Source organism: Vreelandella sp. L-15, from assembly GCF_056857635.1.
In genome coordinates this window covers 1-19,817 of record NZ_JBSXNN010000078.1, presented here as the reverse complement: position 1 = coordinate 19,817, position 19,817 = coordinate 1, and the positions used below count along the sequence as shown (strand labels likewise).

Genomic DNA, 19,817 nt, shown 5'->3' with positions numbered 1-19,817 from the left:
TGTTTGCTAATCATTCAAATGGAGAATGTTGAGTGGGTAATAAAAAAGCTAAAAAATCACTTCCGGATCATTTTCCAATAAGTTGTTTAAGAACTCTTAACTTTGGTAGTGCTGATGGGCATAGGGATTGTGTTGCTGAAGAAGCGTTTATTGTGACGTCATCAGTGCGTCAGTTTTTCTTAAATAAAAATTCAATTATTGTCGGAGCAATAGGCACAGGGAAGAGTACGCTATTTAGGCTTTTGAAATTTAATTCCCAGAATATCGGTTCTTACAAGGAAGATATGATAGTAAGCTTAGAAGAAGCTATTTCGTTTAATGAGTTAGGTGAGTTCGTTAAAGAGTACTATCAAGGAAAGGAAGAAAAGACACTCTATCAGTTGTTATGGAAGTTTAATGTTCTATCTAAAGTGGCAATATCAATTTCACAACAGGAGGGGTTCCCTGCGAGCGATGCTGAAAAAGAGATTAACGGTTTTCTAATTGCTTCAAATAGTGCAGATAGCTATTCGGATATTGTCACTAAAATAAAGAATTTGGTTTCAAGTGCAAAGGTGAAATTAGAAGCGCGTATCGCTGATAACCCTATTTCTTTTGAAGCTGGCTTATTAGATAAAAAGGAAGCTGATAAAGGAAAAATAAATTTAGAAGAAGTTCAGAGGGCTATTTCTAAGGCTATAAAAGAACGTGGTTTTAAGCGTGCTACCGTAATTATAGACAAAATTGACAAGTTTGTAGCTGGTGTTGAATATATAACCCAAAAAGAATTTATAAGTGCCCTCTTAGATGTTGATGACGACCTTTCTTCAGATCAATATATAAACCTAAAAGTTTTTCTTCGCGCAGACTTGTTTGATAGACTAGACTTTTCTTCATTAGGCTATGACAAAGTAAGTGATAATGTAATTTTTTTGCGGTGGAGTAAGGATGAAACCCTTAGATTTTTGGCTACTAGAATAATTATTGCGCTTAAAAATGAAAAAATTGTGCGCCCTGAAGAGATTTTGCAAGCAACTGACCTAAGTGAGTTTGATTTAAGTTTAAGAGAAAAGATACTACTGAGTCCTAATGCGCCGAAATTTGTGAAATTTCTTTTTAGAAAAAAAGAAAAAGTTGAAAGAGAGACCAGTCTTTTTGAGAAATTCGATAAATCGATTATCACTAAGCTGTTTCCTAGGGATCTCATCCATTATTGTAATGATAAGCAAGAGTATGTGGAGATTTCAACTTTTGAGTTTTTGAGTAGTCATTTTTTAGATGGTAATAATGTTTGTACTCCTCGCTATATTCTTATTTTTCTTAAAGAAGTGGTTAACCAGGTTGCGTCTTATTATGAAGAAAATCCTGACCAGATTTCTGAGCTTGTCTTGGTAAATAATGACTGGGAATGGGATTTGTTCAAAAAGAAATGTGTGTATGATGCTTATGTGTCGGCTAAAAATACCTATGTTAAGAATGTGGGTACTTTAGAAGGTAGATGGACTAAAAGCTTTGAGGTTTTTTTGGCTAAAAGAGGAAATAAAACTAAATTTGACTTTAAGTGGATCAAAGGAAATATTCCTGATATCACAGAAGACGATGCAATCGATTTTATATCTTTTTTGCAAGTAATAGGTTTTTTGAAGATCGCTGATGCTCATCCTGATATAAAGAGAAGAGGGTATGAGTTGCCCATTTTATACAAAGCATCACCAATGCCAAAGAAACAGGTGCAGAGTAAGGCATAGCAATGCCTTACGTTTTTTTATGAGTGATAGGTCGCCCGTGCGTGTCCGGCGGAAAGAATTACCGCCAAGTGTACGCGGGAATGACTGCGTTGGTTTGTAAATGGGAACAGCAGCGAAGGTAGGCCGTAGTTAATTGAAGAGTCACCGCATGGCGAAGTATGAGGTCAGCAAGCAGCGGTGAATCAGATTCTGGCGGATGTTCGTAGCGACAAGATCGCTACTCTTGAGCTGAAGGGGCTTTTGTATGGAAAACCGCTTGTGCCCCGCAATTAAAAGGTGCCGTATTGATGAAGCTAAAAAATATCGAAGAGCTGATTGATAACGAGGGTGAAATCACCATCGGTAGAATTGGGCCGGTGCGCTGCGGTGCTTCTGCAAGCGATGAAGCTAATTGCCTTGCGATGTTAGCTAGGCGGCCTGGCGAGTCGTTTGAGGCGTTGCTTATACGCCTAGATTCCGCGATTGAGGATGCTATTGAGCATGATATCTTCGCAGATGAAATCAATCCATAAAGTGCAATGTATGGAGCTTTGATGACAACTCCTATTGGCCGCTGGCGTATCACCTGGATGGAAACGTGGGATCAGGACTTTGTCGATTTGATTGAGCCGGGCCACTTCCGGTTTGATGATAATGGACTCGGCTATTTTATCTTCGGTGCTGTTGAAGGCCAGCTTGACTACCGCCTTTCAGAAGGCGGCAAGCGTATCGATTTCAGTTGGTCGGGCAATGATGAGGGCGATGAGAAATCTGGCCGTGGCTGGTTTAAGCTCTCATCCTTGCGTACCGCCAAAGGGTGCTTTTTCATTCACTGTGGGGATGAGTCAGCGGTGGAAATGGAGCTTCAAACCTAATGGGTGACAGCAGCGCAAATTGTATAGGGGTGACATCCACATGATTCATCAAATACGCATCGATAATTTCAAATCGTTGGTTGATTTTGAAATAGGCTTGTCGCGTTTTAGCTGCTTGGTGGGGCTTAACGGTGCGGGTAAATCAACCGTGCTTCAGGCGTTGGACTTCATTTCGCAGCAGATGCGCGGTGATATTGATAGCTGGTTAGAACAGCGCCAATGGGAGCCGCGAGACCTGGGTTCGAAGCTGACGGCTAAGCAAAATGTCGATATTTCGGTTCAGGTTGAGACGGAAAAGCACGGTTTAATTGAGTGGTCAGCCAGCTTTAATCGACAGTCGTTGCGCTGCACAACGGAAGAGGCTTTCTGTGATGGTGTGCGGCTCTTGAAAGTAGAAGATGCTGAGTTCTGGATAGACCGCAGCGTGAAGCAGGGCAGTCTACGTGATGTAAGAAGCGAAATTATGTTCGAGTACCAAGGCTCGATTCTCTCGCAGCTAAAACGTAAACAGATAGGTGAGCCGCTGCAGGCGCTTAAAGAAGTACTAGCCAATATTCGCTCGCTGGATTTACTTTCGCCAGAGCACCTTCGCCAACGCACACGAGATTCAGCAGGGCATTTAGGCTTGGGCGGACAAAAGCTTTCTGCGTATCTGCATGAGCAGGGTAGTGAGGTTCGTCAGCGGCTGTTGGAGAAACTGCAACATGCCTACCCTCAGCTGGCCAGTATTGATACCCGCTCGTTGCGCTCTGGTTGGAAGCATCTGGATATTGCCGAGCAGTTTAGCGGCAAGGTACTGAGCACGCCTGCGCGCCATGTTAATGATGGTTTGCTACGCCTACTGGCGGTGCTTTCACAGCTGGCGTCCGATGAGCATTTTTTACTATTCGATGAAATTGAAAACGGCATTAACCCAGAGCTTGTCGAGTTTTTGGTAGATGCACTGGTCGAGAGCGAGCACCAAGTGATGGTGACCACGCATAGTCCTGTTATTCTCAATTATTTGGAAGACGAGGTTGCCAAGCAAGGCGTTATTTATTTGTATAAAAATGCCAAAGGGGCCACCCAGTCAATACGTCTGTTTGAAATACCTTCACTGGCAGAGAAACTGCAGTTTATGGGGCCGGGTGAGGCGTTTATTGATACTCAGCTAACGGAGTTAGCCACTGAAATTCAATCGCTTAGCGCTAAGGGGGGCAAGGATGTATCTGCTGCTAAGCGGTGAAGGCCCCAGTGATATAGGCGTGTGCTACCCAGCGGCAGAAGCCTGTCGCGTGGAAGCTTTTAAGCCGGGGCCAATGGCATGGCTGGTGGATCAGTGGGTAGAACAGGTGCAGGGCTATGAGTTCTCTCACCTTCAAGCCGGACTTGTTAACTTTGTGAGTAAGCAGCACCTGGTTGCGACAAGGCCATCCGCCGTGAAGAAGCCTAGTCGTTTGCCGGGTAAAAAACGCGCAAAAGAAACAGGCTATTACTTTAATAATGCGCGTGCATTAGCGCAGTGTGCAAAAGAACTAGCAGCTGAGATTGGTGACGACGTGATTGCGGTGCTGTTTCGCGATAGTGACGGTACGGCATCTGCTGGGCGTGGCGATTGGCAAACGAAATATAACTCCGTGCTGCAAGGCTTTGAGGCGGAAGGTTTTCCACATGGCGTAGCGATGATTCCTATGCCTAAATCCGAAGCTTGGTTGTTATGTGCATTGAAGCCAGAGTCTCCTTACCAACATTGCGCTGCGCTGGAGGAAGCCTCGGGCAATGATGATAGCCCCCATGCGCTCAAAAATCAGCTTGATGCGGCGCTCCAGGGGCAAACCTCGGCAGATGAGTTATCTGAAACTGCCAAAGACGGAAATATACATTGGGAGAATATCGATATGCCTTCTCTAAATGCTTTTAAACACCGGCTGGAAGCAGTTGTGAACTTGATTATTCGGCAGGGAAGTTAGATGCAGCTCGACCAACTCCAGCAGGGCTTACAACACGCCTTCTTCACCGACCGTCATCGGATTGTGTTCTGGTACGACGCCCCTGGCCACTTTGCTGAGTCGTTGGATGAGCTCGCGCTGGAAGGCGTTCAGGTGATCAATATGGCGGGGGAGTCCACCCTGGGCGTGAAGCTACGCCTGGAGCTGGAAGAGCCGGAAACGCCCACGCTGCTCTATTTTCCCTACGCCGAGCCAGCCCCAGAAGAGGACTGGCTGTTGGATATCAAGCTGTACTCTGGCCGCTTTTACGCCGACCGCGTTTCAATGATTTTCAATGAGCTGGGCCTAACCCGCCATGTACTGCGCGAGCACTTGGCGCAGCGGCAGGCGTTCTTGGCCAGTCGTAAGCGAATCGAAGCGTTGAAGCGTTTGGTCACGCCTTCTCTTAGTGAAGATGAGCTGGATCTGGCGATGCTGGCCGTGGTGGTGGGGGCCACGTCTCTTGACGTGGCCACGCTGCTGTTCCACTTGGCTGAAGAAGCGGTGGCCAATGAGCTGGGGTTAGAGACGAACCCAGCGGCGTTGGTCGAAGCCGAGAAGTACGCCTTGGTGCCTGCGCTGGTGCGTGCTCTGCAGGCCGAGGTGGGTTACCCCGCTAGCCAAGCAGAACTCAACGGTGAAGCGCCGCTAAACTTCGGCCAGCTAATGCTGCGGTTATTGATTACTGGCTACTGCGAGAGCATTTCTGATATTCCTGACTGGGCGCGTCAGGTGGCCATTCCCTCTGTTAATGCGCGAGCATCTTCGCGGGCGCTGCTCACCCGCTGGCGAGATAGCTCGCGCTTTTACCCCGCGTTCGATGTGATCTCCGGGTGGGTGGCAGATGCCCAGCGCATTGATGACAAGCTGCAGGATGTGCCGCTAGAGCAGCTAAGCCATGTGGCGACGTTTGAGGTGGTGGAGAAGCAGATCATTGTCGATCTCTGCCAGGCGATTCCCACGGCGGATGCCCGCGACCTGAAACTGTTCGACAGCATCATTGTGGCGCGCCTGGACGGTTATTGGGCATCGCGGCATAAAAACGATGCCCGCCGCGAGCGCTATCGGCAGCTGTATGCCGCACTGACGGCAGCGATTGCGCTGTTTAGCCTGCGTCACCAGCATGCCAAAGGCTTTCATTACGAGAGTGTTGAGGCGCTCTACCACGCTTACCAAACAGATCTCTACCGTTTTGATACCGCCTATCGTCATTACGCGGTGGCATCGGATGCCACTGGCGTGGAGCTGCTTAAAAACCTGGATGCCGCTGTTGAGCGCTGTTATGACGAGTGGTTCCTAGGCCAGCTCACCCGTAACTGGAGCGAGCGCGTGGAAGCCGAACAGCGGCTCACTCATTGGAAGTTGCCCAATATCCCCAGCCAGCAACACTTTTACCGCGACTGGGTGCAGCCCCAGCTAGCCGCTAGCCGTCAAAAGCGTGTGGTGGTGGTGATTAGCGATGCCTTCCGCTATGAAGCGGCGGAAGAGCTGCGTGAGCGCATTAATGCTAAGCGTTATAGCGAAGCGACGTTAAAAAGCCAGTTAGGTGTGGTGCCTAGCTACACCACGCTGGGGATGGCCTCGCTGTTACCGCACCGAGAGCTCAGCTATCAGCCGGGCAGCGATACGGTGTTGGTAAATGGCCAATCCACCCAAGGCACGGCGAACCGCAGTAAGTTACTCAAAGCCGCGCTAGGCGGGGAGGCGTTAGCCGTGACCGCCGAGGACGTAAAAGGCTGGAGCCGTGAAGAAGGACGTGAAAAGATCAAAGGCGTGCAGCTGATGTACGTTTACCACAACGTGGTGGATGCCCGTGGGGATGCCGCTAACACTGAAAGCGAGACGTTTGCAGCGGTGGAGGATGCCATTGATGAGCTGGATCAGCTGACCCGTAAAATTCTCATGCACCTGAACACCAGCACGGTGCTGGTCACCGCCGACCACGGTTTCCTGTTCCAGCGCAGCGCGTTGGATGCTACCGACCGCACGGCGCTGTCAGACAAGCCAACGTCGGCCTTCAAAAGCAAAAAGCGCTATGTGCTGGGCGAGTCGCTGCCCGACAACCCCAGCGTGTGGCACGGCCATACCCGCGATACGGCAGGCACCGCCTGCGACACCCAGTTCTGGATACCCAAAGGCGCACACCGTTTTCACTTTGTCGGCGGGGCGCGCTTTGTACACGGGGGCATTATGCCCCAGGAAATTGTGGTGCCCGTGCTCACCGTTCAGCAGCTACGGGGCGAGAAGGTAGAAAAGCGCACTAGCCGCAAGGTGGAAGTGATCTCACCCAAGGCATCGCTGAAGATGGTCAATAACATTCAGCGCTTCGACCTGCTGCAAACCGAAGCGGTCAGCGAGCGCCTCCGCCCGGTCACGCTGTCGGTGGCGATTTACGCGGGCAGCGAGGTGGTTTCCAGTGAAGAAGTCGTGACCTTCGATAGCGCAAGCGACAATATGAACGAGCGCATGAAGTCGGTGCGCCTCTCGCTATCGGGCACGTCATTTGACCGTAAGAATGACTACTTCCTGGTGCTGCGCGATAAAGACCTGGGCACCGAGCGGGAGCGCTACCGAGTGGTGATCGATCTCGCGTTTACGGATGATTTTTTCTAGGCCCGTCATCAGCTGGGAAGCTTTTATGTTTGTGCATTGTGCTTTTTTCGTCGTTCAGGAGTGACCGCCCACATGGATTTTGACTCATCTTCCGCCACGCACGTGACCGATGCCCTTCAGGACGCCGATCTGGATACGCTGCTCAACACGCACTTTGCGGGCCGCGTGGTGCGTAAGGATCTCACCCAGCGCGTGAAAGAGGGCGCTAACGTGCCCGTGTACGTGCTGGAGTACCTGTTGGGTATGTACTGCGCCTCAGACGATGCGGAGGTGATCGCTACGGGATTGGAAAACGTCAAGGCCATTCTGACGGATAACTACGTTCGCCCGGATGAAGCGGAGAAAGTGAAATCCATCGTGCGCGAACGCGGCAGCTTCAAGGTGATTGATCGTGTCACGGTGCGTCTTAATGAGAAAAAAGACCGCTATGAAGCGGCGTTCAGTAACCTGGGCATCAAAGATGCCGAAATATCTGCAGGCATTGTTAAAGAGCACGAGAAGCTGCTGGTAGGCGGTATTTGGGTGATTGCCACGCTCAGCTACTTTCATGAAGAGGGGCAAACAAGCTCGCCGTTTGGTGTCAGCCTGCTCAAGCCGATTCAGATGCCTCACATGAACATGGACGAGCTGTTTGAAGGGCGGCGTGGGTTCACCAATGTTCAATGGCGTGAGGTGCTGATTCGCTCGATTGGTATGGAACCTGCCGAGCTGGATGAGAGCGTGCAGTGGCATCTGCTGGCCAGGATGATTCCGTTTGTCGAGAACAACTACAACGTCTGCGAGCTAGGGCCACGGGGCACTGGCAAAAGCCATATCTACAAAGAGTGCTCGCCCAACAGCATTTTGGTCTCCGGCGGGCAAACCACGGTGGCTAATCTGTTCTACAACATGAGCTCACGGCGCATTGGCCTGGTGGGTATGTGGGATTTGGTGGCATTCGATGAAGTGGCCGGTATCTCGTTCAAGGATAAGGACGGGGTGCAGATCATGAAGGATTACATGGCCTCTGGTTCTTTTGCCCGTGGGCGCGAACAGATGGAAGCCTCAGCCTCGATGGTGTTCGTTGGCAACATCAACCAAAGCGTGGAGTCGCTGGTGAAAACCAGCCACCTATTGACGCCATTCCCTGATGCCATGATTGATGCCGCGTTCTTTGATCGCTTCCATGCCTATATTCCCGGCTGGGAAATCCCCAAGATGCGGCCCTCATTCTTCACTCAGCGCTATGGGTTTATCGTCGATTACCTAGCGGAATTCTTCCGTGAAATGCGCAAGCGCAGCTTCGCTGATGCGATTGATCGCTACTTCTCGTTGGGTGATAACCTCAACCAGCGTGACGTGATCGCGGTACGTAAAACGGTGTCGGGCCTGCTGAAGCTGATGTTTCCCCATGGCGGCGGTTCACAAGGGCTGATGAAAGATGATGTGCGGGATTGCCTTGAGTACGCCATGCAGGTACGCCGCCGCGTGAAGGAGCAGCTGAAAAAGATTGGTGGCATGGAGTTTTACGATGTTCATTTCAGCTACATCGACAAAGAGACCCTGGAAGAGCACTTTGTGTCGGTGAAAGAGCAGGGCGGTGGCGGCCTGATTCCAGAAGGCCAGGGCAAGCCAGGGGTGGTGCATACCATTGGCCTGAGTGATAAGGGCATGCCGGGGGTTTATCGCATCGAAATGCAGGTAACCGCAGGCAGTGGCAAGCTGGCCATGTCAGGGCTCTGGAACTCCACCGCCGCCAAAGAGCAGGTCAAAATGGCGTTCGATTACTTCAAGGCCAATGCCAGCCGCATCAGCGGAGCCCGCAAGGTGCTAGAGCACGATTTCCACCTGCATGTGGTCGACCTGCAAAATAGCGGCGTTTTGCGTGACCTCTCACTCGCCAGCTTGGTCGCGTTCTCTTCAGGGCTGGTAGGTAAACCTACTCAGAGCCAAATGGTCGTGCTGGGCGATATGAGCCTGGGAGGAAGCCTAAAACCCGTCGAAAGCTTAGCGGAATGCCTGCAGGTTGCCTTCGACGCCGGTGGCAAGCGCGTCACCCTGCCCATGAGCAGTGCCATGGATATTCCTACCATCCCCGGTGAGCTGTTCACCAAGTTTCAAACCAGTTTCTATGCCGAACCGATTGACGCAGTGGTCAAAGCGCTTGGGGTAGATTAAGGTTAATGAGTCTACCGTGATACTGCATTCATAGTTTCGCACGCACTGCAGAAGGCACTAAGGAATTCACCTGGTGTCTGGAAGGTGGCGGATAATATCAAGATCTGAATACGCTCTATGCTAGAGGCCGATAACATTCGGTTTAGTCATCGAATCACTTAACGTGGTTCGATGACTTTACACTTCGGGTGCCCCGCTAGGGAGAGAGGGCGGCTACTTAATCTGCTGTTCGGTGAAGCGCTGCATGATGGTGAGCGTCTTATCGCTGACGTGATGCTCCATCCCTTCGGCATCAATTCTTGCCGTACTGTCATCTACGCCGAGCGCCCGTAAAAAGTGCAATACAATGTCGTGGCGAGCCCGAGACGTTTCCGCCATTTTCTGACCCTCTTCGGTCAAAAAAAGCGAGCGATAGGGCTTGCTGGTCACTAATCCTAGTTCATTCAAGCGACGAATCATTTTCGATACGGTTGCTTGGCTTACTGCCATACGATTGGCGATATCGGCGGCGCGTGCCTCGCCGCGATGCCGAATTAAATCGCCAATTAGCTCGACATAATCTTCGATCAACTCGGTTTCGTGTGCATTGCGCACCGTTTCATACTGCTGTGCGTGCTGTTCCACAGGCGGTAGTGCATCACCACTGTGTCCAGAGGGGGAGGAGGTGCGCCGCTGTTGGTGATCACTCATTGGCAAAGGTTATCAAAGTTAGTGGAAACGTTAATTGGCGATGGTAGCGCATTTTTGAAGATAATTGTTAGCCAAGGCTAAACTGTTTGCACATTGCTTTTTTGTTGAGCTAAAGTTATCTGTAACACGAGCCTAGCACAGAAGAGAGATCCAGTGGCTAAACCATACTTGCTAGCAGCTTTGAGCGTGCCGTTCGCCTGGTGTGGCGTTGTGACCAGTGCTCAGGCCGATGAGTTGCAAAATCCGCCCATCGAGATTGCCGTGACGTTTTCAGTTCTTGGCGACTTGGTGAAGAAAGTGGCCGGCGATGATGCGAACGTCACGGTGCTGACACCGATCAACGCCGAAGTGCACGAGTGGGAGCTAACCCCAGATAATTTTGCTGCGCTCGAGGACGCCGACATCGTTTTTTATAACGGCTATCAGCTCGAGCAGTGGATGCGCCAAGTATCGGCGACGGTCAACGATGACATACCTATGATCGCCGTGGCAGAGGCGTCGGGTTACCCGACGCAAACGATCGTCACCGGTGAGATGGAAGGCGACGTGGACCCACACCTGTGGATGGACCCGCGGGCTGCCAGTGCCTATGTACAAGCCATTGCCAACACGTTGGAGGATAGCCTGCCCCATCAAGCCGATGCGATTCAGCAGCGTGCAGCGGCACTGGAAGCGCAACTGCACGACCTACATGTCGAGCTCCAAGAAACGCTCGAAGCCATTCCCGAAGAGCGCCGCGTGCTGCTCTCCAGTGAAGCAGCCTTTCTCTACTTTGCCGACGCGTATCGGTTCGAGCACGACGGCGTTTGGGGGACCAATGCCGAAACAGAGGGCTCTCCGCGTCAGTTGATGCGGGTCATCGATCGAATCAACGAGCGTCAACCGGCGGCACTGTTTTGGGAAAGCACGATTTCTGACCGCCATGTGACCAGTATCGCACGTGATACGGGGCTTCCCGTTGCCGGGCCGCTGTATGTCGACTCGTTGAGTGAGCCTGACGGGGAGGCTGCCGATTACTTTGCCATGCAGCGTCATAACGTTGCCTTGCTGCGTCGCTACTTGGCTAGCGAGTAAATCACAATGTCCTCACTACCGTCTCAACCCGCCAGCGCCATCGATGTGAGCGGTGTCTATGCGGCTTACCAGCGTCAGCCCGTTCTAGAGGATATTCACCTCTCGCTGCCAAGCGGGCGTTGGACGGCCATCGTCGGACCGAATGGGGCTGGCAAGTCGACGCTGTTTCACGTGCTGACCGGTAGTATGAAACCCTTACGCGGCCGCGTGACGGCATTTGGTCAAGCCATCGAGCATCATCGAAAAGCCGGGCGCATTGCCTACATGGCCCAGCGAGAGGCCATCGAGTGGGACTTCCCTATTTCGGTGTGGGAAACCGTGATGAGCGCCCGCTATGGCCACATGCGTCAAGATGCGTGGTGGCGGAGGCTGCTTCCTGCGCGTTGGCATTCGTCACGGCATCGTGATGCGGTGGAAAAGGCGTTAAACGACGTTGATATGCTGGCATATGCCGAGCGGCCGATCGGGGCCTTATCGGGCGGACAAAAAAAACGCGTGCTGCTAGCGCGTGCGTTAGCGCAAGAGGCGAGTATCCTGCTGCTCGATGAGCCGCTCGCGGGGGTCGACCCACCTAGCGAGCGACTCATTCTCGACGTGCTCAAACGCGAACGCGAAGCCGGGCGAACCATCGTGATGGTGACGCACGATATGCCGGGCGCGCGTCGCTACGTGGACCATGTGGTACTGATCAATCGATTCATTCGCGGCGAGGGCGCGCCCGACGAAATGCTGAGCGATAGCAAGTTGGCCGAACTTGCGGTGAGTTCTATTGCAAATTCTCCAGCGGATGTCGGGCGTGTCCGCCTTCCTGCATTTGCCAGCAAAGAATAGGCGACTTGAATGTTAGAAACGTTGGATGTTTGGAGTAGTGCGCTGGTGGCGGGGCTCATTGCGGCGCTGATGGTGCCCGTGAACCTAATGCCCGACAGCGTATCAGAGGCGTTTCAGTACGCCTTCATGCAGCGTGCGCTGCTCACGTCGATGATGGTGGGAGCCATCTGCGGCATGCTTTCGTGTTACGTCGTGCTCAAGCGTTGGTCGTTGCTGGGGGATGCGATCTCTCATGCGGTGCTGCCTGGGGTGGCGGTTGCCTACCTGCTGGGCCTGCCTTTTTTTATCGGTGCCTTCGTCACTGGAGCGCTGACGTCGCTCGGTATTGGGGCAATCGAGCGGCACACGCGCATCAAATCCGATGCCGCCATGGGGATCATGTTTACCGGGGCATTTGCGCTGGGCGTGGTCTTGATCAGTAAGATCGCCTCTAGCACTCACTTGATGCATATCCTGTTTGGCAACGTGCTCGGAGTGCAGCAGTCGGCACTATTGCTCACGTTGGCGGCCAGCCTTGTTGCGCTGTTGGTGGTATGGCTGGCTTATCGTCCGCTCATGCTTTACGCCTTCGATCCCACGCAGGCCCAAGCGCTTGGCTTCAATACGGGAGTGATACATTACGGTTTGATTCTACTGCTCACGCTCACCATCGTGGCCAGTTTGGAAACCGTCGGTATCATCCTCGTGGTGGCCATGCTGATTACGCCGGGCGCCACGGCCCACTTGCTGACCGACCGCTTCAAAACGATGCTGTTTATCTCCGTGGGGATTGGGGTGGGGTCTGCCGTGTTGGGGCTATGGCTCTCGTTTGCGTTTGACGTAGCGTCCGGTGGCACCATCGTCTTGGTAGCAACGGGGTGCTTCTTCACGGCGCTGCTGTTTTCGCCAAAGCACGGTGTGCTGATGCGGCTTTGGCGGCATCGAAGCTTGGGAGGCGCTAATTAGTTTCCCACCCGATGACGAGCCGTGGGTAGTCGATGATCCCAATGACGCTGTGTTTTGCATCGACGACCGGTGCTTGGGATAAACCAAACTGAGCAAACAGGCGAGCGCAATAGCGAATATTCATTTCCGGACGGACGCTAATGATCGGTTTGCTCATGATTTCGTAAAGGCTTACACGGTCTGCAGAGCGATTGACTGCGAGCACTTTTTTAGCAATATCAGAGGCTAACACAAGCCCCAGTTCATCTTTCTCATCGCGCCTATCAACGATGATAGCGGTGGCATCGTATTGCCTCATTAGTTCAATGCCGTCAGTAACGGTCATAAAACCATCGGTCGTCACATAGCGGGAGTGCATGACGTCCTGGGCAGTGCGCTCCGTCAGTGATGAGCTTGCCATTGTTAAAGCCTCTCTCTAGCCTAGCGGTTGATCGAATGCATCTTCGAGGGATTTCACTTGGTGTGCGACGCCTACCGCATCCTCGACGTCTAGCTGAAAGGCGATGCCTGTTCCCGACGTGTCGTCAAATGCACCCACTTCCGCGATCGCTTCGAGAATTGAACGGCTAATATGCTCCTCCACTAAAAAGAGCAGCACGTCACGTTGCGACGTAATGTCCATGCCAAAAATGCCTTTTGCTTTTTTTAAGCCTTCGCCACGCGCGTTATTGATGACAGTGGCGCCGGTGGCTCCAGCATCTCTAGCTGCCTGAAGTATCTGGTCGCTTAGCTCATCTTCTACAAGCGCGACAATGAGTTTAAAGCGCATGGGTATCTCCTTGATGAGACTTTGTCACTGACGTGCCTGAGAGCGGCTGTATTTTCGATGGCCTATTGCTTCGCCATCGAGCAATTTGGGCGTATCCCATTACCGTGATAATAGGGAATAGGCAGGCAAGCGCGATCATTCCAAAGCCATCCATTAACGCGCTACGACCGGGTATCGAGGAGGCTAATCCAAGACCTAGCGCGGCGATGATCGGCACGGTAATGGTCGATGTCGTGACGCCCCCGGAATCGAATGCAAGGGGAATAATCGACTTTGGGGATCGTAGGGTTTGGACAATCACTAGGCAGTACGCTCCTAGCACGAACCACTGCAAAGGTAGGCCCATGACGATGCGCCATGCGCCCAGGGTGATTCCAACGGCCATGCCGAGGGCAACGGCGAGCCGCAGGGTAAAAGGGTTGATCGTACCGCCGGATATTTCGCCAGCTTTGATCGACACCGCGATCAGCGATGGCTCGGCAATCGTAGTGCTTGCGCCAATCGTAAACGCGAAAATATAGACCCAGTAGTAGTCGCTCCAATGCCGCTGAGCTCCCTCTGTCATGGCAGGTAGAAAATCGGGGTGTGTCAATTGGCTGGCCATCAACTCACCCATGGGAAACAGGGCTTGCTCTAGCCCTATCAAAAAGACAGAGAGTCCTACCCATACCATGAAAAAACCAATAGCGACCTTAAGAAACCGTTTGACCGGCTTGCGGATCACCAAATATTGGAAGCCAAAAATAATCGCCACGATGGGAAGAATATCGCGTAGCGTCCCCCAAAAAACAGCCAGCATATTCATGATCTTCCCTCTGCAACGAGATCAAGGCCAACAATACCGAAAAGCAGTACGAAAATGATGGGCATAACGGAAGCAAATGCAATCAAACCAAAGCCGTCCAGCATAGGGTTGCGGCCTTTGATGGCCGTGGCCAAGCCAACGCCGAGTGCCGTAACAAGAGGGACAGTAATGGTCGATGTCGTGACACCTCCCGAATCATAAGCAATGCCAACGAGCTCAGCAGGCGCTAACAGCGTCAAGAGCAGTACAAGAATATAACCACCAATGATCATCAAATGCAGCGGCCAGCCTTTAAAGATACGCAGTACGCCAACGACCACGGCGGTGCCTACGGAAAGCGCTACGATCATGCGGAGCGTGAACGCAAAGGACGTTTGGGCGAGACTGCTATTCTCGATCAGACCGCTTTCGGAGACGACAATCGCTGCACGAGCCGCCACGGCAATCAGTGCTGGCTCTGCGACGGTGGATCCAAACCCCAGTGCAAAAGCAAATAGAAGGAGCCAAACGACAGAACCTTTATGAACGAAAGCACGTGCGAGGTTCTCTCCTAAAGGAAACAGTCCCAGCTCTAGCCCCTTGATGAAGAGCGTTAGCCCGATCACTACAAACAGTAGCCCTAGTGCTAAATCGAAAAGCGCCAATGTATCGGGAAGAGGTTGTTGGATGACGAGCGTTTGAAAGAAGCTCATAACCAGCACAACGGGTAGCAAATCCCGAAGACTGTTTTTGAGCTGCAGGGCGAGAGAGTGAATAAAGTTCATTAGTGCCCTTTTTCAATGGCTGATACGTCTATACTCATCAGTGTAATGGTTACGCATGTCGTCTCTTTTGATCTAGGACACGTTGCGAGTGTTCTCTAGTCAACAAAGTTGGCTGCCTAACAGCAGCATCGAAGGGTCTAGTGCGTGCCAGCCCCACCATGCCAGCAATATCAAGCCACTCACTATCGGTAGGGCAATCAAACTCCACCATAGACTTGAACGCATCATGTCGTCACCTGTCCCGCAGAGGGGCGTGCCAGCGGCTTCTCACTGATGAACCAGTGGAGCGCGGCGGCGACCACGGACAGCACGATGGCAATCTGCCACACCGTATCGTAGTGGCCGGTGAGGTCGTACAAAAATCCACCCAGCCACACGCCCATAAACGAGCCCAGCTGATGAAAGAGAAACACGATGCCGCCCAACATCGAGAGATGGCGAACGCCAAACACCGATGCGACGATACCGTTGGTGAGCGGAACGGTGGAGAGCCATAACAGCCCCATGGCGATCCCGAAGAGATAAGCGCTGGTCGTCGTCAGGGGTAGGGCGATAAAGGCCGTGATGATCACGCCCCGGATGAGGTAAAGCCAGCTCAATAGGCGCGGTTTCGACCAGATACCCCCCATCCAGCCAGCGGTGTAGGTGCCCACGATATTGAACAGACCCACCAGCGCGAGCACCGTGGTGCCGACTTGGACGGCCAAGCCGTTATCGAACAGGTAGCCTGGCAAGTGGACCGCAATGAACACCACTTGGAAGCCGCAGACGAAAAAGCCCAGGCAAAGTAGCCAAAATCCTTTTTGCCCCGCCGCTTCGTTAAGCGCATCGCGCAGGCTCAAGTCGCCCAGTGCCTTCGGGCTGGGCCGGTCTTTGAGCATGGCGCCCAGCGGTATCATGAGTGCGGCAATCGCCCCCATGGCCAGGAGCGCAGAGGACCAGCCTAGCCACTCGATCAATCCCAGCGTGCCGGGCAGCATGGCAAATTGACCAAACGAGCCCGCCGCACTGACGATCCCCATGGCCATGCTGCGCTTCTCAGCGGGAACGGCCCGGCCGACGGCGCCCAGAATCACCGAAAACGTCGTTCCCGATAGGCCGAAGCCAATCAGCAGACCCGCGCTGACGGTCATGCCGAGCGCGCTGGTCGAAAGGCTCATGAAGCAGAGCCCCAGTACGTAGAGGATGCCGCCCGCCACGATGATTTTGGCCGCGCCAAAACGGTCGGCCAGCGCCCCGGTAAATGGCTGGGACAGCCCCCAAATGAGGTTTTGGACGGCCAGTGCGAACGCAAAAACGCCGCGCCCCCAGCCGAAATCGCTGCTCATGGGCTCGAGAAACAGCCCGAACCCATGACGTAGCCCCATGGCCGTGGAAATAACCAAGCTGGCGAGCACGATCAACAGCAGCGTATGGTGTTTCTGAAGGGCCATGGCACGTCTCTTATGGTGGATTGGTTAACGCGTTAATCAACTATCGCATGGCATTGGCGATTTTAGAAGCTTCCAAATAGGGTGCCGAGCGTAATCACACTCATCAGCGCGGCGATGGGGAGCACGATGGTGACCATGGCGACATTGCCATACGACTGGCGGTGGGTCAGCCCGCAAATGGCCAGAAGTGTGATGACGGCGCCGGAATGGGGGAGCGTATCCATGCCGCCCGCGGCCAGCGTCGCCACGCGGTGCATGAGCTCTGGGTCGATGCCAGCCTGTTGCGCCATGGCCAGATACTCGCTACCCAAGGTTTGGAGTGCAATGGAGAGCCCGCCGGAGGAGGAGCCGGTGATGCCTGCCAGCACGCTCATCGCCATGGCTTCGGAGATGAGGGGGTTACCGGGGGAGACATTGAGCACCGCATCGCGAAGGATGGCAAAGCCTGCCAAGCTGGCGATGACCGCGCCGTAACCCACTTCAGAGGCCGTGTTGAAAATAGGTAGCAGCGAACCAAAGCAGCCTTGATTGATGGTGGCTTTCAAGTCTTGCCAGTGGCGCCAGCGGGTGATGATCAGCCAAGCCGAGGCGCTCAGCAGGGCAATCAGAATGGCCCAAAGCCCGGTCTGTCGGCTGGGTGTGACGTTATCGAACGCGTCGCTGATGAAGCTCAGGTCCATCGCCGGGAATACCCAGTAAGTAAAGAGGGCATTGAGACCAATCACCATAACCAGTGGGATCAACGCGATGGCCAGCGGCATGCCGGGTGCTGTGTCGACGTCGCTGTGGGTATCGGTTTCACGTTCCGTGTGGGTACCGTAACCCTCCCTTTGGGCAGCGGCTTTCTTGACTCGCGACTGAAGGTAGAACGTTCCTAGACCTAGCATGATCGACCCAGCAATGATGCCAAGCCCCGGTGCCGCGAAGCTGTTGGTGCCAAAGTAAGGGATGGGAATCGCGTTTTGGATGGCTGGCGTGCCGGGCAGCGCCGTCATGGTAAAGGTGAAGGAGCCTAGAGCGATGGAGGCGGGGATGAGGCGCTTGGGCACATTGGCCTGGCGGAACAGCTCACGGCTGATCGGGTAAATGGCAAAGGCCACGACGAACAGCGAGACGCCGCCATAGGTCAGAACGGCGCAGGCCATGACGACCGTCAGCACCACGTGATGCGTGCCCAGCCGCTTGACGATACCGTTGGAAATGGACTGAGCGGCGCCTGAATCTGCCATCAACTGACCGAAGAGCGCACCAAGCAAGAAAAGCGGGAAGAACTGCATAACATAGTTACCCAGGGCGCCCATGAAGGTGTTGGTGTAAATCGGCAGTAAAAAAGCGCCGTCGCCTGATAGTAAAACCGCTAACGCGGCCATTAACGGCGCAAGCAGGAGGACCGAGATACCTCGGTAGGCCAGCAGCATCAACAGCAACAATGAGACGATAATAGCGAGCATGCCCATACAGGATCCTAAGTATTTGTTAATTTAGTTATCGGTGCGTGTAAACGAAGGCCGGGATACTAGGCATTATGTTGCATAGCAGCAATAGCGTTGTGACTAAAGTCGTAACCAAAAGAGAGCGTCACTTTCGCCTGCTTAAGCGCGCCTCATCTGTTAAAATCCGCCACCTTTGGCGTTGATGACCTTCCAATAACCCAGGGTATTTCCATGAATGCAGTAATTCTCGCAGTGCTCGTCATGGTGGCACTGTCGCTTCTTCGTGTGTCCGTCGTATTTGCGCTGGTGGTCGGTGCGTTAGTAGGGGGGCTGGTCGGAGGCCTTTCCCTGGACGATACGCTCAGCGCGTTCAACGAGGGCGTCGGCGGAGGCGCGCAGGTGGCGCTGGCGTACGCAACCTTAGGCGCTTTTGCCGTGGCCATCTCTCGTTCTGGGTTACCGGACATGCTGGCAAATCGATTGATCACCTTGCTAGGTAAAGAGGCGACCGCCGCCCACCAAGCGCGGGTGAAGATGTTGCTGCTGGTGGCCGTGTTACTGGTCGCCATCTCCTCACAAAATGCCATTCCGGTCCATATCGCGTTCATTCCCGTGCTGATTCCACCGCTGCTGGCGGTGATGAATCGCTTGCAGCTGGACCGCCGCGCGGTTGCCTGCGCGCTGACCTTTGGTCTTACGGCACCCTATATGCTGCTGCCGGTAGGATTCGGGGCGATCTTCTTGAACGATATTTTGTTGGCAAACCTGAACAGTGCCGGAGAGCCACTAGGGCTGGAGATCTCGCGTGGCATGGTGCCCATGGCCATGGCGATTCCGGTGGGAGGCATGGCCATGGGCCTGTTGGTCGCCCTACTGTTTAGCTACCGCGGCCAGCGTAGCTACGCGAGCAAGGACGTGGCCGCGCTCAATGGCCAGACGCACACGCCTGTCGAACCGCACCTCTTAGGGTTAGTCATGTCAGGCGTGGCGATCGTGGCGGCGTTAGGCCTTCAGCTCTACACTGGCTCGATGATCGTTGGAGGCTTGGTGGGTATCGGCTTGCTGTCATTGGGTGGTATTTTCAAATGGCGCGAGGCTGATGATTTGTTCACCAGCGGTATGCGGATGATGGCTTTGATTGGCTTTATCATGATTTCGGCGGCAGGCTTTGCGGAAGTCATGAAAGCCACCGGCGATATCGACTCGCTGGTGGCGGGTGCCTTCGATCTGTTTGGCGATAATCGTGGCTTGGCCGCTTTGGTCATGCTGCTGGTCGGCCTGTTCATTACCCTGGGCATCGGCTCTTCGTTCTCAACCATTCCCATCATTGCGGCGATCTTCGTACCACTGGCCGTGCAGTTTGGTTTCTCACCCATGGCGACCGTAGTGCTGGTGGGCACCGCTGCCGCCTTGGGCGATGCGGGGTCGCCAGCCTCGGATTCCACTTTGGGGCCCACCTCAGGATTGAACGTGGACGGCCAGCATGACCATATGTGGGATAGCGTCGTGCCGACCTTCCTTCACTATAACCTTCCGCTGATTGCGTTTGGTTGGCTGGCGGCCATGACGCTTTGATCTGCGCATCATCCGAAAAAGGCCGCCAAATGGCGGGCGGCCTTTTTTGTTTGCCCGGCGAAGCCGGCAAACCCGGCCATCTGAAAGAAGATGGCGTCACCCCGACTGAGGGGAAGACAATCCGACTGGCAAGGGCGTCACTGGCCAACGGTGGGGTCTGAAGGAAGCCATAGGAAGTTA

Annotated in this window: 18 protein-coding genes; 11 read left to right on the top strand and 7 right to left on the bottom strand. The window is 53.5% G+C overall.

All coding sequences use genetic code 11. From position 1 onward, the window contains the following. Nucleotides 1-32: 32 nt before the first annotated feature. The 7 genes from AC13CY_RS11260 to brxL all read left to right on the top strand — a co-directional run bounded on the left by AC13CY_RS11260 (nucleotide 33) and on the right by brxL (nucleotide 9,318). On the top strand, nucleotides 33-1,727 hold the full coding sequence (locus tag AC13CY_RS11260) for a P-loop ATPase, Sll1717 family (protein ID WP_172514444.1): 1,695 nt from the start codon (nucleotides 33-35) through the stop codon (nucleotides 1,725-1,727). Nucleotides 1,728-2,014: 287 nt separating this feature from the next. After that, nucleotides 2,015-2,239, top strand: a complete 225-nt coding sequence (locus AC13CY_RS11255) for a hypothetical protein (RefSeq protein WP_172514445.1) — start codon at nucleotides 2,015-2,017, stop codon at nucleotides 2,237-2,239. Between the two features lie 21 nt (nucleotides 2,240-2,260). Continuing rightward, the gene (locus AC13CY_RS11250; RefSeq protein WP_074210653.1) at nucleotides 2,261-2,581 is read left to right on the top strand and encodes a hypothetical protein; all 321 of its coding nucleotides are present in this window, start codon (nucleotides 2,261-2,263) and stop codon (nucleotides 2,579-2,581) included. A gap of 40 nt (nucleotides 2,582-2,621) precedes the next feature. Continuing rightward, the gene (locus tag AC13CY_RS11245) at nucleotides 2,622-3,806 is read left to right on the top strand and encodes an AAA family ATPase (RefSeq protein WP_074210652.1); all 1,185 of its coding nucleotides are present in this window, start codon (nucleotides 2,622-2,624) and stop codon (nucleotides 3,804-3,806) included. Next, on the top strand, nucleotides 3,784-4,530 hold the full coding sequence (locus AC13CY_RS11240; RefSeq protein ID WP_074210651.1) for a hypothetical protein: 747 nt from the start codon (nucleotides 3,784-3,786) through the stop codon (nucleotides 4,528-4,530). Before AC13CY_RS11245 ends, AC13CY_RS11240 begins: the two co-directional genes overlap by 23 nt. Beyond that, nucleotides 4,531-7,161 carry a BREX-1 system phosphatase PglZ type A gene (gene pglZ, locus AC13CY_RS11235; RefSeq protein ID WP_074210650.1) on the top strand — a complete coding sequence of 877 codons (2,631 nt, stop codon included), beginning with the start codon at nucleotides 4,531-4,533 and terminating at the stop codon, nucleotides 7,159-7,161. It begins immediately after the preceding gene. A 72-nt stretch (nucleotides 7,162-7,233) separates the two neighbouring features. Further along, nucleotides 7,234-9,318 carry a protease Lon-related BREX system protein BrxL gene (gene brxL, locus AC13CY_RS11230; RefSeq protein WP_074210649.1) on the top strand — a complete coding sequence of 695 codons (2,085 nt, stop codon included), beginning with the start codon at nucleotides 7,234-7,236 and terminating at the stop codon, nucleotides 9,316-9,318. Nucleotides 9,319-9,531: 213 nt separating this feature from the next. On the opposite strand, the gene mntR is transcribed toward brxL, so the two are convergent. Continuing rightward, the gene (gene mntR / locus AC13CY_RS11225) at nucleotides 9,532-10,008 is read right to left on the bottom strand and encodes a manganese-binding transcriptional regulator MntR (protein WP_054641501.1); all 477 of its coding nucleotides are present in this window, start codon (nucleotides 10,006-10,008) and stop codon (nucleotides 9,532-9,534) included. A gap of 153 nt (nucleotides 10,009-10,161) precedes the next feature. On the opposite strand from mntR, the gene AC13CY_RS11220 reads away from it, so the two are divergent. The 3 genes from AC13CY_RS11220 to AC13CY_RS11210 are packed head-to-tail and all read left to right on the top strand — an operon-like array spanning nucleotide 10,162 to nucleotide 12,858. Then, nucleotides 10,162-11,082 (top strand): metal ABC transporter substrate-binding protein, encoded by a 921-nt coding sequence (locus AC13CY_RS11220; protein ID WP_044628019.1) that lies wholly within the window; start codon nucleotides 10,162-10,164, stop codon nucleotides 11,080-11,082. A 6-nt stretch (nucleotides 11,083-11,088) separates the two neighbouring features. After that, entirely contained in the window at nucleotides 11,089-11,913 is an 825-nt protein-coding gene (locus AC13CY_RS11215; protein WP_044628018.1) for a metal ABC transporter ATP-binding protein, read from the top strand. A gap of 9 nt (nucleotides 11,914-11,922) precedes the next feature. Continuing rightward, nucleotides 11,923-12,858 (top strand): metal ABC transporter permease, encoded by a 936-nt coding sequence (locus AC13CY_RS11210; protein ID WP_044628017.1) that lies wholly within the window; start codon nucleotides 11,923-11,925, stop codon nucleotides 12,856-12,858. Here the strand turns inward: AC13CY_RS11210 and AC13CY_RS11205 are convergent. From AC13CY_RS11205 to AC13CY_RS11180, 6 genes are all read right to left on the bottom strand, one after another. Next, on the bottom strand, nucleotides 12,851-13,258 hold the full coding sequence (locus AC13CY_RS11205; protein ID WP_044628016.1) for a CBS domain-containing protein: 408 nt from the start codon (nucleotides 13,256-13,258) through the stop codon (nucleotides 12,851-12,853). The genes AC13CY_RS11210 and AC13CY_RS11205 overlap by 8 nt on opposite strands. 15 nt (nucleotides 13,259-13,273) lie before the next feature. Next, nucleotides 13,274-13,627: a P-II family nitrogen regulator gene (locus AC13CY_RS11200; protein WP_044628015.1), complete on the bottom strand. Its 354-nt coding sequence runs from the start codon at nucleotides 13,625-13,627 to the stop codon at nucleotides 13,274-13,276. Next, entirely contained in the window at nucleotides 13,617-14,432 is an 816-nt protein-coding gene (umpB, locus tag AC13CY_RS11195) for a Na,Li,K/H(+) antiporter subunit UmpB (RefSeq protein ID WP_054641502.1), read from the bottom strand. The genes AC13CY_RS11200 and umpB overlap by 11 nt, the downstream gene beginning before the upstream one ends. Then, nucleotides 14,429-15,196: a DUF1538 domain-containing protein gene (locus AC13CY_RS11190; protein WP_128082409.1), complete on the bottom strand. Its 768-nt coding sequence runs from the start codon at nucleotides 15,194-15,196 to the stop codon at nucleotides 14,429-14,431. The genes umpB and AC13CY_RS11190 overlap by 4 nt, the downstream gene beginning before the upstream one ends. Nucleotides 15,197-15,420: 224 nt before the next feature. Continuing rightward, the gene (locus AC13CY_RS11185; protein WP_044628013.1) at nucleotides 15,421-16,629 is read right to left on the bottom strand and encodes an MFS transporter; all 1,209 of its coding nucleotides are present in this window, start codon (nucleotides 16,627-16,629) and stop codon (nucleotides 15,421-15,423) included. A gap of 62 nt (nucleotides 16,630-16,691) precedes the next feature. Further along, nucleotides 16,692-18,086 carry a GntP family permease gene (locus AC13CY_RS11180; protein ID WP_074210648.1) on the bottom strand — a complete coding sequence of 465 codons (1,395 nt, stop codon included), beginning with the start codon at nucleotides 18,084-18,086 and terminating at the stop codon, nucleotides 16,692-16,694. Between the two features lie 207 nt (nucleotides 18,087-18,293). Here AC13CY_RS11180 and AC13CY_RS11175 point away from each other — a divergent pair, with 207 nt between their 5' ends. Next, nucleotides 18,294-19,637, top strand: coding sequence for a Na+/H+ antiporter family protein (locus AC13CY_RS11175; protein ID WP_062362828.1), 1,344 nt, complete (start codon nucleotides 18,294-18,296; stop codon nucleotides 19,635-19,637). Nucleotides 19,638-19,817: the final 180 nt, after the last annotated feature.